This window comes from Methanospirillum hungatei (genome assembly GCF_019263745.1).
Taxonomy (GTDB): domain Archaea; phylum Halobacteriota; class Methanomicrobia; order Methanomicrobiales; family Methanospirillaceae; genus Methanospirillum; species Methanospirillum purgamenti.
In genome coordinates, this window is the sequence record NZ_CP077107.1 from 1,539,911 (window position 1) to 1,554,391 (window position 14,481).

A 14,481-nucleotide genomic window follows, 5' to 3' on the forward strand; every position below is an offset into this window, starting at 1 on the left:
AACTTAAAGATAGATAAGTATCTTATTTGGGGTGGGGGAGTGAAACGGGAGCAGGCGCTATCTGAAGTAATCGGGTTTTTAATGATCGTTTCTCTATTAGCGATACTGTTCTCTATGTACCTTTTGTATGTTGTTCCCATTCAGGGAAGAGATGCAGAAATCTCTCATATGAAATATATTACCCAGGAGTTTATCGGCCTCAAAGCTGATATCGACGGGTTAATAATTAATGATAAAATTAACCTCCCTATTGCTCGTTCCTTTGAATTGGGAACATTATCATCTGTGGGATCTGGATCCTTGAGTGTCATGCCAATGAGTTCATATATCGAAGCGTCAGGAACACTGATGGTTAATGAACAGAATGATTTTCTAGAAGTTGTTGTTAATGGCGATATGACAGATCTCTCATCATTATCAACTACAGAGTATTTTTCGTCTAATTATTCAAAGTATTATGCAGAATCCTATTTAAATTTCTATCCAAAATTGTCAACTATATCGTGTAAAGATTATAATAAATGCCCACCCAGCCCAATAAATTTTACAATATTTGATCGATTCTACAATATCACACTAAAAAAACGTCCAGTATTGGAGAATGTATTCGTAACTATTAATTTAAGCAATATTACATATTCTCCAACCCCAACTCCTATTCCATCTCCCACCCCTCAGTACATGAATGCTACAGCTACTATCACCTTCCCAATTACTCGTGAAATTCATGATTTGATATTAGAAATCTGGGATAATAGAACATACCCAAACAGAATATTGACAGGAGAAAGAACAATTATCGAGAATATCACTTTGGATACATCATATGGAACTAACTACACAGTTAACATTTTAAATGACCTCATTGTAAATAATTCATCCCAATATTATGATAATTATTTTTCAAATGTTCAAGAATTAAAACAAGACACAAATAATTACGCAAGTGCTGCAATCTCAAATAAAATTAATTATTATCCCCCAAGAATCGGATCATTACAATATGAATCTGCTAACAGATACTGGGTAAATCAGAATTTACTATATGAAATGGGAGGTTTATTTTTAAACCAGCCCTCAGATCAGGGATCATCAGTTATGCTGGTTCCATCTATTGCAATAACGCCAATTAAAAATATTGACGATGAATATACGTTAAAAGTGAGCATTAACAATATTCGGATAACTGATACAGAAGACATAAGCGGATCAGTGAGTGCACAAATTTTTACAAAAATTGATCAAATTAATCATAATTTATTTGATGGAACTACAGAATTAACAAATTTTGGGGATGAATTCCCCAGTAGTGGCTCGATTAAAAAATACAAGTTGAAGGAAGCAAACACCCCTAATGCATATGCAATTTGGTTAAGGTTTATTCCGGACGATCCAAGAGTAACTAGTTCAACATCCCCTCTTTCTGGAACATTAGGCACGGATGAGATTGAAAGGATGAAAACTTCTACCGAATTATGGAAAAGAGGCTTTGATCAAGTAAAAACAATAACAAATAAAACAATATCAGATAATCCAGATAAACCAGATGTTGGATCTTATAGTGGGTATTTATATTCATTTCGGATAGAAGACGAACCAAAACGGATATTTTCTTCTAATTTGCTAATAGGCCAAGGTGTTGGAAAATTAGCTGGTGATTGTAAAGCCATTACGTATAACAGCTCCAAATGTCTTCCTTCAGTTGAAAAATATATAAAGAATGATTCTAGATATGACGAACCGTTTATCCTAGATTACACTGAATCTGAAGTATCCCTTGTTATGCAGAGTGGGGCACTCTGATGAATTGCAATGAAGGAGTATCTGAAATAGTTGGTGCCATTGCATTAATCGGAATTATCGTTGCTGTGTTTGGTATTTATTCATCAATATATCTACCTATGGTTAAACCACAATCAATTCCACAGGTAAAAATTAGTATGGCATGTAGTGATACAATCGATAATTTTGATACAGAATTTCCCTGTACTCAAGGATCATTTAGTTGTCATCCTTCAAGTGATCCTTTTAATTACAAAATGTGTGAGGAGAATTGCAAATATAAAAAATATCCGGATAAGGAACAATTTTACGCTGATGATTCTTCTGTTGATATTTTAAGATGCATGGAGCATTGTATCGCCCCAATGTGTTCGAATCTTAAAGAATGTAATGTAATTTACTTCTGTCATAATGGTGGGGACACTCTAGATATAGATTTGATGAAAATTATTATTAACGAAGAAAAATTTGATAAGACGGATTTTGAAAAAAAATCATACAATAGTGAAAGTTTTAAAGAATATAACGACATAGGGTCAGACAAATATTTTAGCATCGGCTCCTCATTACGGATCCAAAATCCACCTAAACCGGTTGATAAAGTAATGATTATTTATACAACACCATCAGGAAGTGATGTAACATTAGTTTTGAATCAATTCGGAACTGACGTGATTTCAAAATAATCTTTTCAATCAATTGGTATTTAAATATTAAAAAATCGCTTCTATTTCCAAATTTGAGTGTGCGTATTGTATAATTATCATTTACTATGAGAGAAAATATCATCAAATTTTTTTAATTTAGACTTTTTTTTCCCGTTTTAGTAATAATTTGCAAAAATGTATTACTGATAATTAATGGTTGTTATAAACCTATATATTCTCAAATGATAACAAAATTGTTTGTCATATTGGGGGTATGACAATGAGGCACGAAACTGCAGTATCAGAAGTTATTGGAGCAGTTCTTCTGATAAGTATCGTTATGTTGAGCATGGCAATTATTGGAGTGATCATGCTTTCAACTCCACCACCAGATAAAACACCGAAAGCTTCACTTACGTCATATTGCATTCGGTGTAATTTAACAGGAGATTATGAAATAATCCTATATCATGGAGGTGGTGAATCCATGACTCAGGATCAAATTAAGTTCATTCTTTATCTTGAAGATGGAAGTTCAAAAGAGATTATTCCCTGGTGGGTTTACGAAGGGACACCTGAAGATTGTATGTTTTCCGATATTGGTGATAGTAGTCTTTCATCCAGAGAATATTGGAATACTGTTAAAGAATGGAAAAGTGGGCAAACTTTAAGGTTTAGAGAAAATTTCTCTTCAAAACCAATCGGGATGGATATTCAATATTATCCATTTAAGTCCCCCATGGTAAAAGTTAATTTTAAGGAGCAGATTAAAGACGCTCCCTGCGTTAAAGATTCTAATTCATGTAAAGATCCTACACACGAACTAATTCCAGTTTTAGTTAATCCAAGGAAAAAAGGTGATCCGGGATGTAATCCAGCTGGATGTGATGATGGCTCATGTTATGCACAATTTAAGTACCAGTTACATGCAGACTCAGATACAGATAACTATCACATTCCCGTTCAACAACGAGAAAAGCCATGGAATTATTTTATTGGAAATATGAGTGTAGTGGTTCACGAAGATTTTAATAATACTGGAAATATGTCAGATATAATTACTGTATATTTCTTCAATGAAGTTCAGTGGTGGCTTGGAAGAACAAAAAGTGAGATTGCACGATGTGAGTAAAAATGAGAAAAGAGAAAGCATTGTCTGAAATTGTTGGAGCATTAATTCTTGTAGCTTTAGTCATTACGGGAATTGGAATAATTGGTGTGTTATTACTTTCAACCCCGCCTCCTGAAGCAAAAGAAAAAGTCGTGTTAAGTTCCTCATGTTTGCAATGTAATTCGAGTTCTTTTATTATTGTTACCCGACATGAAGGTGGGGATACAATCGATCCCCAGAAAATGAAATTTTACTTGTCTACTGAGTTTTTTAATCGGACCATAATGGAAAGAGTCATTGTTTATCCAACGTGGTTTTATCCTGCAGAGATATTTTCATCCTTGGATAAAACTCAGATATGTTCTCCTTCTTATGAAGATTCAGAAAAATTTGCATTTAAAAGAAATACTAACATAATGAAAAATGGAGATGTCATTGTGATTTGGTATCAAATGAAAAATAACGGGTGATTAATATGAAATTTAACAAAATTTTAAAGATTGCAGGTTTTTTTTTTGTAGCAATTTTGATTGGATGTTGGACAATTGTTGTTGCAGAGGAAGGTGTGATAAATGAAGGCCTTGGAAAGCCAAGAGCCTTAGACATTTACATCGGTGATTTTCCTTATAGTTCATCAATTGGGGGTAATATCAGCTCTGGAAAAGAAGAAGTACCAAATGATTTTAAAGTTATTAAAGATGATAAAAACTTTGATGAGCCGGAATGGTTTTATCCCACAGAAACCCCGATTGTCCCTACACCAACTGCAACTGCAGTAATTCCCGTTGATCTCGGAGGTGTTGGGGCGTCAGTATGTGTAATGGACAATACAACTGATGTTATTGTAGACTTTGCTTATTCTTCTGCTGGATACAAAAATGAATTCAGATTATCAAAACCGCGAACCGAAACGTTAGGTTGGTCTGAAGGAGAAATGCCAAATGATCGGAAGGGAACGTCATTCGGAACAACGTGGAACTTAGGTAAATTCCCTGCAGGAACAGAATTGATCTTCTCCGATACTGCTAACGGAAAAACATACTATACCGGCCCAAGCTCAAGAAATCCAGATAAATTAGCTCATGCTGCAATTACATTTAAAAATAGTGGAACACATCATAGGTATCTGGTTAGCTTTGAAGATTTTTGGAATGGGGGCGATAAAGATTACAATGATTTAGAATTCTATTTAAGTGGTGAGTTATCAACGGGATGTGCTGCAGATGATGATACTGGAAGCGGCGTGATTATCCCAATTTATGTAAATGGGACAGTCTGTAAATGTAAATCTCCAAAATATAATGATCCAATGTGGAATTCAAAAGGGAAAGTAACATGTGTCGCACAATTTACATATGAAAGTTCATCAGATGGCTTGGAAATTCCAATCCATGTATCAAGTCTTCCATGGAATGAATTTACAGGATCAGGAATGGTCAAGCAATACCGATGTCAGCCCAAGAAATTTTACATTGATGTTCGTAATGCACCATTTTGGACGAATAGATTCTCGAACAATATAATGTGGAAATTAGGTCATGACCAGAGTATTTTAGTCAAATGTGAGAAAAATACCCCATGGTGTGATGATATTAGCCCAGGACTTAGTGACACTATCTGTAATTATTGTAGTGATGGATACCACTATTAGTACGTAATCAATAAAAATCAAAATATATATTTTTATAATTGATGAACATATAAACGTGTTATTATTGCGTTGCTATGACACATATTATTCATCCACTGAAATCATAATCCCACCATAAGATCTATCAATACCGTCAATCTACAGCATCCGTTTTTGGCCTCCTTTTCTCAACACCACCGGATGAAGACCAATCCGACCCCAAAAGAAGCACGATATACATCCGAATCAACCAAATTAGTCCAAATGTACTCATTTCAGTCAATTAGTCCACAAATAACTGCATAAATCTAGTTTTAACCCCATATAAACCGATTTATCTTTCCATACCCCCCAAAAATACTGGCAAAACTCACCTTCAGTTATTCTCACCTCCAGGTACAATAATCCCTCTGCTAAAAACATCAAAAATTAACCTATATCCAATTATAACCAAATTTAAGGCACTAATAGAAATATCAACCAATTTGCCTTGAGGAAGAGATATCTATCCGAAATCCCCCTTCCGGAATCAGGATCTCAAACCTGGCACCTTCTCCAAACACTCCACATTCTTTGATACTAATACCGGTTATATCCAAAATCTCCCGGATTAAAAACAACCCCAGGCCGGTGTTCTTCCCATGCCCTTGTTTAAACACCAATTCTTTTTCATTATCCGGTATCCCACACCCATTGTCCTCATAGACCAGACAATAATTCTGACCTGAATGGAAACCGGATATCCGGACCTGTGATGCTCCACCACCATGGCGGATGGAATTATCAAGAAGATTGTAAAAAACCTTGGAGAACATTAGGTCTGCATACACAAAAAGACCGGAAACGTCACGGGTAACAGAAATCTTTGAAGACAACTGGGTGATATCAGGCTCCACAAATATCATGTCAATAGAAATCCATTGGGGAGCCTGACTTCCCATCTCTTCATACACACCAGTAAAAGAAATAATCTCACCGATGGATTCTCCTGCCTGTAATATTTTCTTGAGGTACGCAGGATCACTTTCAGGATACGAATCTTCAAGCATCCGGGAATATCCATTCACTACCGTTACCCAGTTTAAAATATCGTGCCTGGTAATACTCGTAAGCAGATTGAGCTTTTTATTAACCAGACGAAGGCTTTGTTCTGCAGCACGCCGCTCAGTTACTTCATGTTCAAGCTGGAGATTCATAGTTTCGAGCTGCTCATTTCGAGATTGAAGATCGAGTTTGGAGAGTTCACGCTCGGTAACATCGATGCAAAGAAGAATCCTGCCTTCGCCTTTTGCCAGTGATTTGTCCGTTTGAATCGGGTAGACCCTGAACTCAATCCACCGGTCACCTATATGGGAGATCTGGTTTTCCGGAAGAGAACAATCCTGGCCTTCCGTAACACAACTGGGAAGGAAAGGAGAGAGCACGGATATATGACTCCCGATGACATCCATCGAGAGTGAAAGCATGGTTCCAGCAGCAGGATTAATCTCTACGATCCGGTCCCGTTCATCAATTACAATGACTCCCTCCTGCATATCAATCAGGATCTGCTCATGGGCAACCGGAATCAGATCAAAGAGAAGATACCTGGTTATTGCATAGATGAAAATGAGTCCGGTCACGGTAAATGAGATCGGAGTAAAATCAATTCCGAGAAATATCGGAGAAGCAAGTGCATAGAGCAGGCTTGAAATAAAAGGAAAGAGTGAACTTACGAAAATAAGCCACATCTGAACGGCATACACCGGTGGTGATCGAATAACAGAGTGTAGGAGCACTCCGGCTGCTGCAAAGTAGAGCAGAAAACTATAGACAATCTCTACCCAGTACCAGGCACCATGGATATAGATGAGAGATATCCCGGCAAGCATTGATTGGACAACATATATCTCCGGCCAGACAAGCCCATGAAATGGAAATGTTACTGCCAGAAGAAAACTTATCGCTGGGATAATCATCAACAAAGCAAGAGCAACTGGGGGAATCCGGTTGCCAAGACGAGAGAACTGCAACACAAAATTGAGGAACAGCACCGGAACAATAAGATCTGTTACCGATAAAACTGCCCAGACCAGTTTATATTCAATTGACGTTGAAACTGCTTCCAGAAGATAGGTAAATGACCAGAGAAAAACTCCGAGCATCAGGAATAAAAATGCCCGCATCACCTTGTCAGAAGTCCGGTGAGACGCATAACCGGCTAAGGCTATGGAAACGAGACAGGAGAGGAGAAGAAGGCCGGCATAAAGTGAGAACTGCATATCAGTCACAAATTTTTCGGGGAATGAGAGATGGTTCAGTGCTTATGAGTATATCCGGAGGGTATAAACAGGTTTCTCATTTCCCTACGGCTATCGAAAAGAAAAACCATCATCACATCTTTTTTCATATTTATCCGAATTAATTTTAGAGAGAATGTACATATCTATGTGAATGCGACTCTCTGATGGGGAAGTTTCATCAATAAAAAATACCATTCATCACCGTGATCCAAAAGCCAGAATAATCCTGTTTGGTTCGAGAACTGATGATACAAAAAAAGGAGGAGATATTGATATTTTTATTTTATCTCATATTCTGACAGAAAAAGATAAAAGAGATCTAAAAATTGCATTATATGAAAGCCTTGGAGAACAAAAAATTGACATTCTCATTGAACCTGAGCCGATGACTGCTCTCGGGAAAATAGCCATGAAAGGGGGGATCGAATTATGAATTTGGGAGAAACAAAAGAAATTCTGATTCAAAATGATGAATTTTTATTGAAAAGCAAAACATGGCTTGTGCACTCTTATGAAATATGCAATCAGATCGGAAAAAAAACAGATTACTCGCTCGATGAGATGGATGCATTTGAAGCATTAAACAGCAGATTTGCCAGAGCAAGCGATTTACTTATCCAGCAGATGTTCAGGACTATCCAGATAATTGAACTTGAACCAGGTGGAACCATTCTTGATCGGATAAACAGGGCCGAAAAACTTGGATATATTAATTCTGCAGAGGATATGAAACGAATACGAGAGATAAGAAATACCATCGTTCACGAGTATAATCAGAAAGATGTTATTAGGCTTTTTCATGATATCCTTGATGAAACACCTATCCTCATTGAATCTATAGAAATGACTCATTCGTATATCGAGAAATACCTCACTATCTCATGATACCTGAAGTAATGGTATCACGACGGGCCTGATCGGGGAAAGCCTGACAGAGCCAGGCATCCCAATTTTCATTAGGATCAGGAGAATATCCATAGGTTTTGGAAAATATCTTTTTTTTCAGGGATACGGAGCTGTCATATCCGGTTACCAAAGCCGGAATAAGTATCCGGGAAATAAGATCAGAAAACCGGAATAAAAATTAACCAAAATACTCTTCAATGAAATCAGATAATTTTTTGGTGAGTTTTCCGCCCTTTTTCCCCGATTTAGCACTTTTTGACTTTTCCTTTATCTCCTTCTTTCGTTTCTTCGGTTTTTCCATAGAGGGTTTTTCTAATGATCCAAAAAATCCTGGGTAAATCATAACCGAATAGTTCTTTCTCACATACTGGCGTCTGTTGCGTTTGGGGACAATAAGCCGGGGTAGGAAGAGTGCCTTCATCTGTTCAAGTGATGCAACCCATCGCATCTCATCAATCAGGGATATGTCCAAAAGAACATGAATTACATCAGGAAGTGGCCGTGGAGGGGGAATTACAACCAATGCAGTTGATGTAACTGGAATGATTGCAGGCAAAAATCTCTGCCAACGAACCGGAATAAAACTGGCTGGACTATTACGTGAAACTAACTGGAAAATCCTGGTTCCGGGTAACAAATAAGGTAGTTTTACACATGAGGGGAGGAAGATGATCGGTATTGACAATCGTTCAGGTCGTACCCTTCTATGTTTAACATACCGGACTGTCTGAACAGGAGCTGATAATAGAAACACAGGTGAACAGGATATCTGGTAAAAAACAGGCCCGGATGAAAGTTGTAACACATCATGCTGGTTTCTCTGGCAGAAAGGACAGGTACCGGGAAGGATACAAAACCAGTGATCCAAATCAACCGGACACGAAACAAGGGAGTAGAGAGCCATTTCAGCACATGAAAACCAATCATGCAGAGATGTCTCAATTGAGTGAAATGATGGTTGTAATTCGGTCAATCTGGTCGAAAAAACCCTTCTCATCGGATAGGGAATGACTCCGGAATGCGGAATATATGACAGATGATGTTTGGATGATTTGGATTTGTCCAGGTGATAGAGCATGCATCCGTCCATAAGCATCATACAAAGTAGGTTCAGAATATGCAAAATCCAGGTATCATCCGGATGATCAAAGGATTGGGATCTCTTTGGAACTGCAAAAACCCTGACCGAACTATCCGGACCCACAAAAACTGACCGGGGTGACAGGCTGAATGGGACTAGTCCTGCCCGAAAGATTGAGATCAGTGTTGATAGAAGGTTTCGACAAACTGCAACCCGGTGACGGAAGGAGAATTTTTTCCCTTTCCATTTCATCCGACTGGTAGGATCTGCTGCATCATGCCAGTGAACGAATCGTGAAAAGTCAATATCCGGGATCAGATACCGAATGGCTTTTCCGGCTTTCGTGTTCTGATGCACCATCATAACCGGAACAATGACCGAAGGAGGGAGTTTCATATCCTTTAAGGAGGAGAGAGGAGAGTATGATTCCCATCCGACAAGAAGTGAGTAACCCGGTCGATTGGTTTGTCGAATTTCCCCATGATGAATTCTGACAAGCCGATCTTTGGCTTCCAAAACAGAACCAAGTTCATCCACAAATTCCGGGGGCTTTGATATTTCCTGAACCGGAAAAACAAGTGCAGAAGGTTGTGTAACGGCAAAAACCACCGGTGAGTTATGATGAGGGAGACATGTATCAAGGACTGAAATCCATCGTGATGGTTCAGGTCTGGCCTGTGGATGCTGGTGACCGGTGACAAAGGCTTCACGAAACAAAGCCCTGATAGGTCCGGGAATTCGATCATAGGGAGGAGCATACTCAGGAGAATACAACCCGGGAATCTTCTTTTCATATGCAAATAACCCTCGAAGGATCTTATCAGGGGTTGTTGGTGCATCTTCAATGAGCGGGCCACGTGCCTGATATGGATGGGCCCCCTGCATTAAAAACCGAAAGATGAGAACCGCAAGAGCAAACCGATCTGCAAAGAGCCGGTCAATATCCTCCTTTTCAAAAGATCCGTCGATTAGTTCAGGGGGGAGATATTCACCAGTTCCAACCCTGCAAAACCATGTTTTCGAAGAAAGAGGATCCGTTATCTGAAATGAATCGGTATCAATCAGGCAGATATCTCCTGACGCACTGATGAACACATTGTTCTCCCGAAGATCCCCAATACAATGTCCGGAGGAATGAACAACATCAACAATCCTGGCAAGACGTCCGGCAGATTTCAGACAAAACGAAAAGTCCTGCACCGGCTTATCGTACCAGGTATGAACCGGAGTATACCGCTCATCCAGCCGGGTCATCAAATATCCCATAAACCGTGACTGGGATGATGCCGAAGTGATAACTCCGGTCGGCCAGCACATCCCTGTTCCAGGAGGAGTCTTGAGTGGACTGTTCTGCATTGCCCGAATCTTCTCTTCCATCTCCGGACAACTCCGATGTGGATGAAAAACCTTGACACATCGGTGATCATCCCCCTCAACATACCAGATCTCACCTTCTCCTCCGGATTTTCCAGATGAGATGATCTGGAGAGGGGAGCCCTTCTCATCAAGGACCGTCATCCGGGACCTGGTTTTTATTCTGGGCAGGTGTATTCGCGGTTTGACCGGAGTTTGTAAAGCCTTGGTAATCTCGAGATTTATCGTATACAAACCGGCATTTGTAACAATACCAAGAGGGACAGATGCCGGGACTGTGCCAGGTAATAACCTGGTATCTGCCCTGATGGTAATGATCGCCACGTCCTGGACAGAGAAAATTGATGGTATTGCAGAAATCCAGGGATATTTTGATGGGATGGTCCCCCGGAGTGTACCGGTCCCGATATTGCGTATAACAAGCCGTTCTTCAATGATACCCCGCACAGACCAGGATATTCGGATAGATGACGGGGTAAATTTTGCAATCGGTCCTTTCTCCGGTGAACGATGCAAAGAAACCTCAACCGTTTCTTCCCCGCCATTGGTCCTGATCTGAATTCTCCCAATCGGATGTCTTGCCTGAGGTGCTTTGGACGAATGAACAACAATTTGGATGACCTGCACAGTTTTTGTCCATATACCCCTGACCGGAACCTCGATCCAGTCATTGAGCGGTACAGCAGTTCCGGATAAAAATCCAGGTCCGGAATTTCGTATCGTCAGCGAAAAAGAGAGGGTCTCATCTTTAGTAATTCCACAAAACTGAAAATTCTTTTCATCAAGTTTCAGTGCAGATACCGGAACAGGGGAACGTTTTAGTTTTACTTTCACCCGGACAATTCCACCAGTTGACAGAATATGAACCCATGACTCTCCTCCGGATGGTGCTTTCTCAGGCCTAATCTGAAGAATGATCCGCTGAACCAGGGGAGTGTTCAGATTCGTATCAAGAACAGTAACCCAGGGAGCATCAGATCGGATATTCCCATAAAGCCGGCCCTTTCCTTCATTCATAATAAGGATTTCTTCCCTGACAGGACCGGACGCCAGGGGAGATACATCTATTTCTGTACGGTCAACCCGGATTTTTGGTTGTGATCCGGATGACACGGCACTCATCAGGCAGACTCACCAGAAATCAAAAAGCCAACCGCAAGCGTTAGATCATCTGAAGATAATGCCCGCATCCGTGAAGATGACAAAAGATCCTCAATCTCAACATTACAGTCCCGACCTTCCTGATAAAACCGCTCAAGGGATCGTACCAGAGAAGAAATAAATGGTATATACGGAGCTGCTTGACCATTTTCTTTTCTCATCAGTGCTCCCTGGCATCCGTCGGTTGCAAGAAGAACAGCATCTCCAGGTCCAAAAGAGACCCGCAAAGATTTTTCCCAGTTGTTTTGAGTCAGAACAGCAGTCTCATTTGCATATTCTGTATTGCCCGGAACAGAGAGCAGGGATACCTCGTTTCCAGATAAAATCGCACAGGCACCATCACCGATATGTCCACAGGTTACTCCTTCACTGGAGAGGAGGGCAATGAGAATAGTCGTTGCCAGGGATGAAAGGGGAATATCTTCTGATTCAGCATGAGTAATGAGATCATTTCTCCCTGATCGAATAGCCTTATGAACAATATCAGAACAATCAGGCTTTTCTTGTACGGAAGAATCATTCTCGTCGTCTCCTCCAGGTACTTGTCTGAGAGACTGAACAGCAGCCTGAATACTGGAGTGTACAGCAATTTCCGCTCCTTTTCCCCCATATTCTGCAGAAGAGAGTCCATCTGCTACAGCAAGAATAAGAAAGTCTTTACAGGTATCATAAGCCCAGGCATCTTCACACGGAATTAGATCACGGATATGTCTGGTTCCTGCGACTGAGGCTCCACATGCAAAAAATTTGTTTAATCCTGAGTCAGGCATAGGATTACAACTGAATGATACCCCAGCCTTCAGGACCAACCGGGTTTTCAAGAGATATCTGTTCACCAATCCGGGAATCTGATATCTGGGAAAGGCTTTTTGAGAGCCATAAAAACATATCAGCCCATTTTGCCTCCTTGAGCATAAGAGGAGTCCGACCCGGAGGTGAAATCTCCCGAAGCAGGATCATATTTGCCTGATCAACCCCAAGAGCCCAGAACAAGAATTTATGATCATGTTCTCCACCATGGACCGCATGTATGACCTCTTCCCATTTTCCATCACCTTTTCGCATGTCTGTCGGTTGACCATCAGTAATCAAAAAAACCCATGGCCGGTAATAATCGGTCCCAATTCTGCGATACTCAGCCTTTCTATCTTCTACTATTCGGATCGCTTCAAGAATCGCCTCACCCATCGGAGTATAACCACCAGCCACCAGTTCTGGAGGTTCAAACTCAGACATTCCCGTAAAAGGCCTGACAAGTTCAACACCTTTCCCAAAAGTAATAACAGCAAGATCAATTCGTTTTACAGCTAAATCATCCTCTTTCAGTTCATCGGTGAGAATCCTGAGGCCTTCATTTAACTCTGCAATTTTATTGCCTGACATTGATGCAGAAGTGTCAAGGACCAGAACCGTAGCACAGTGGGGATGTTGCGGATATGGAATATCAACGATATCTTCCAGTTTATCTTCGCCCATTATCTGAAAATTGGCCGGTAACTTATAAAATGATTGTTAATAACAATCCGGATAATTCAAGGTATGAGGACGCTGACTATACCATGTGTATCTTGTTCTGGGAGTTGGAAATGATCTGCTTGGAGATGACGGTGTTGGTCCGTATGTTGCAGAGGCACTACATAATTCGGAATGGGAGGTATTAAATGCCGGAATTGTTCCGGAAAATTTCATTCGTCCGATCCGAACTCGGAAACCTGATATCATCGTGATAGTCGATGCGGTTGATATGGGATCTGCACCAGGCACTATCAGAATAATACCATCAGAGTATATCAGAGATGTAGGTATTGGGACACATCAGATGTCTCTCGCATACCTCATCGATCAGGTCTCACCATGGTCGAAGATATACTTTATCGGAATACAGCCAGGTTGCCTTGATCCAGATACACCGCTCACCGTGCCGGTTCGTTCTGCTGCAGATTCTCTCATAACCATCATCAGGTCACATGACTTTGACAAGGTATTAGTCCTGGGAAAAGAAGATGCAAAGGAACAAGATTGATTTCTGCTGCAGGAAATATTATATACAAATTTCTGAGGGTGAATAAATATGCAATATGAAAATATCGATAGCGCTGAGATGGCCGAGATGGCATTGTCACAGGCCGTTGATGAGCATATTGAAAAAAGCCAGGAGGCTATTGATCGTTTATCTGAACTTGAAAAGCTTATTTTACAATGGAATCAGGAAGACATCAAAGCCCTTCGTGCCTATATTCAGGAGATGCGGACGTTACTGGTGAAAAATTTCCAGGTAAAAATTGAAAATTTTATAAATATGAGGGCAATTCCTGGCATGAGGATTCCTGAAGAGATAAAACAGATGTACAAAATAATATCTGTTGACAAGAAGGGATTGGCTCTCTATGGTGCAGAGATGGATAAAATTGCCCATATTACAAAGATAACAGAACATTTTAAAAAGAAGAAAGAAGCCGCCCAGGCAGCAGCAGAAGCAAAGGCGAAAGAAAAAGCGAAAAAATAAC

General features: G+C 40.1%; 13 protein-coding genes. 9 read left to right on the forward strand and 4 right to left on the reverse strand.

Translation table 11 applies throughout. From position 1 onward, the window contains the following. Nucleotides 1-39: 39 nt before the first annotated feature. From KSK55_RS07240 to KSK55_RS07260, 5 genes are all read left to right on the forward strand, one after another. On the forward strand, nt 40-1,803 hold the full coding sequence (locus tag KSK55_RS07240; protein WP_218608730.1) for a hypothetical protein: 1,764 nt from the start codon (nt 40-42) through the stop codon (nt 1,801-1,803). Then, entirely contained in the window at nt 1,803-2,468 is a 666-nt protein-coding gene (locus tag KSK55_RS07245) for a hypothetical protein (protein WP_218608731.1), read from the forward strand. The genes KSK55_RS07240 and KSK55_RS07245 overlap by 1 nt, the downstream gene beginning before the upstream one ends. A gap of 310 nt (nt 2,469-2,778) precedes the next feature. Next, nucleotides 2,779-3,561 carry a type IV pilin N-terminal domain-containing protein gene (locus KSK55_RS07250; RefSeq protein ID WP_256664276.1) on the forward strand — a complete coding sequence of 261 codons (783 nt, stop codon included), beginning with the start codon at nt 2,779-2,781 and terminating at the stop codon, nt 3,559-3,561. Nucleotides 3,562-3,563: 2 nt separating this feature from the next. Further along, nucleotides 3,564-4,010, forward strand: a complete 447-nt coding sequence (locus KSK55_RS07255; RefSeq protein ID WP_218608733.1) for a type IV pilin N-terminal domain-containing protein — start codon at nt 3,564-3,566, stop codon at nt 4,008-4,010. Between the two features lie 5 nt (nt 4,011-4,015). Beyond that, complete coding sequence (locus KSK55_RS07260; RefSeq protein WP_218608734.1) at nt 4,016-5,191, forward strand: DUF4114 domain-containing protein; 1,176 nt, start codon at nt 4,016-4,018, stop codon at nt 5,189-5,191. A 455-nt stretch (nt 5,192-5,646) separates the two neighbouring features. Here KSK55_RS07260 and KSK55_RS07265 read toward each other — a convergent pair whose 3' ends face one another. After that, nucleotides 5,647-7,431 (reverse strand): histidine kinase N-terminal 7TM domain-containing protein, encoded by a 1,785-nt coding sequence (locus tag KSK55_RS07265; protein WP_218608735.1) that lies wholly within the window; start codon nt 7,429-7,431, stop codon nt 5,647-5,649. Nucleotides 7,432-7,603: 172 nt separating this feature from the next. Here KSK55_RS07265 and KSK55_RS07270 point away from each other — a divergent pair, with 172 nt between their 5' ends. After that, nucleotides 7,604-7,885, forward strand: coding sequence for a nucleotidyltransferase domain-containing protein (locus KSK55_RS07270; protein ID WP_218608736.1), 282 nt, complete (start codon nt 7,604-7,606; stop codon nt 7,883-7,885). Continuing rightward, complete coding sequence (locus tag KSK55_RS07275; RefSeq protein WP_218608737.1) at nt 7,882-8,337, forward strand: hypothetical protein; 456 nt, start codon at nt 7,882-7,884, stop codon at nt 8,335-8,337. Before KSK55_RS07270 ends, KSK55_RS07275 begins: the two co-directional genes overlap by 4 nt. A 199-nt stretch (nt 8,338-8,536) precedes the next feature. Here KSK55_RS07275 and KSK55_RS07280 read toward each other — a convergent pair whose 3' ends face one another. The 3 genes from KSK55_RS07280 to KSK55_RS07290 are packed head-to-tail and all read right to left on the reverse strand — an operon-like array spanning nt 8,537 to nt 13,450. Next, on the reverse strand, nt 8,537-11,935 hold the full coding sequence (locus KSK55_RS07280) for a hypothetical protein (RefSeq protein ID WP_218608738.1): 3,399 nt from the start codon (nt 11,933-11,935) through the stop codon (nt 8,537-8,539). Beyond that, the gene (locus KSK55_RS07285) at nt 11,935-12,795 is read right to left on the reverse strand and encodes a PP2C family serine/threonine-protein phosphatase (protein ID WP_218608739.1); all 861 of its coding nucleotides are present in this window, start codon (nt 12,793-12,795) and stop codon (nt 11,935-11,937) included. The genes KSK55_RS07280 and KSK55_RS07285 overlap by 1 nt, the downstream gene beginning before the upstream one ends. Beyond that, nucleotides 12,749-13,450: a vWA domain-containing protein gene (locus tag KSK55_RS07290; RefSeq protein ID WP_218608740.1), complete on the reverse strand. Its 702-nt coding sequence runs from the start codon at nt 13,448-13,450 to the stop codon at nt 12,749-12,751. Before KSK55_RS07290 ends, KSK55_RS07285 begins: the two co-directional genes overlap by 47 nt. A gap of 85 nt (nt 13,451-13,535) precedes the next feature. Here KSK55_RS07290 and hycI point away from each other — a divergent pair, with 85 nt between their 5' ends. Next, on the forward strand, nt 13,536-13,997 hold the full coding sequence (gene hycI / locus KSK55_RS07295) for a hydrogenase maturation peptidase HycI (RefSeq protein ID WP_214420339.1): 462 nt from the start codon (nt 13,536-13,538) through the stop codon (nt 13,995-13,997). Nucleotides 13,998-14,045: 48 nt separating this feature from the next. After that, complete coding sequence (locus tag KSK55_RS07300) at nt 14,046-14,480, forward strand: hypothetical protein (RefSeq protein WP_214420338.1); 435 nt, start codon at nt 14,046-14,048, stop codon at nt 14,478-14,480. The last annotated feature ends 1 nt before the right edge of the window (nt 14,481 follow it).

Bases quoted from the DNA above. Each gene is read 5' to 3' on its own strand.
- KSK55_RS07290 (WP_218608740.1), bottom strand. From the start codon at position 13,450: ATGGGCGAAGATAAACTGGAAGATATCGTTGATATTCCATATCCGCAA.
- KSK55_RS07260 (WP_218608734.1), top strand. From the start codon at position 4,016: ATGAAATTTAACAAAATTTTAAAGATTGCAGGTTTTTTTTTTGTAGCA.
- KSK55_RS07265 (WP_218608735.1), bottom strand. From the start codon at position 7,431: ATGCAGTTCTCACTTTATGCCGGCCTTCTTCTCCTCTCCTGTCTCGTT.
- KSK55_RS07280 (WP_218608738.1), bottom strand. From the start codon at position 11,935: ATGAGTGCCGTGTCATCCGGATCACAACCAAAAATCCGGGTTGACCGT.
- KSK55_RS07270 (WP_218608736.1), top strand. From the start codon at position 7,604: ATGCGACTCTCTGATGGGGAAGTTTCATCAATAAAAAATACCATTCAT.
- KSK55_RS07255 (WP_218608733.1), top strand. From the start codon at position 3,564: ATGAGAAAAGAGAAAGCATTGTCTGAAATTGTTGGAGCATTAATTCTT.
- KSK55_RS07275 (WP_218608737.1), top strand. From the start codon at position 7,882: ATGAATTTGGGAGAAACAAAAGAAATTCTGATTCAAAATGATGAATTT.
- KSK55_RS07300 (WP_214420338.1), top strand. From the start codon at position 14,046: ATGCAATATGAAAATATCGATAGCGCTGAGATGGCCGAGATGGCATTG.
- KSK55_RS07245 (WP_218608731.1), top strand. From the start codon at position 1,803: ATGAATTGCAATGAAGGAGTATCTGAAATAGTTGGTGCCATTGCATTA.
- KSK55_RS07250 (WP_256664276.1), top strand. From the start codon at position 2,779: ATGGCAATTATTGGAGTGATCATGCTTTCAACTCCACCACCAGATAAA.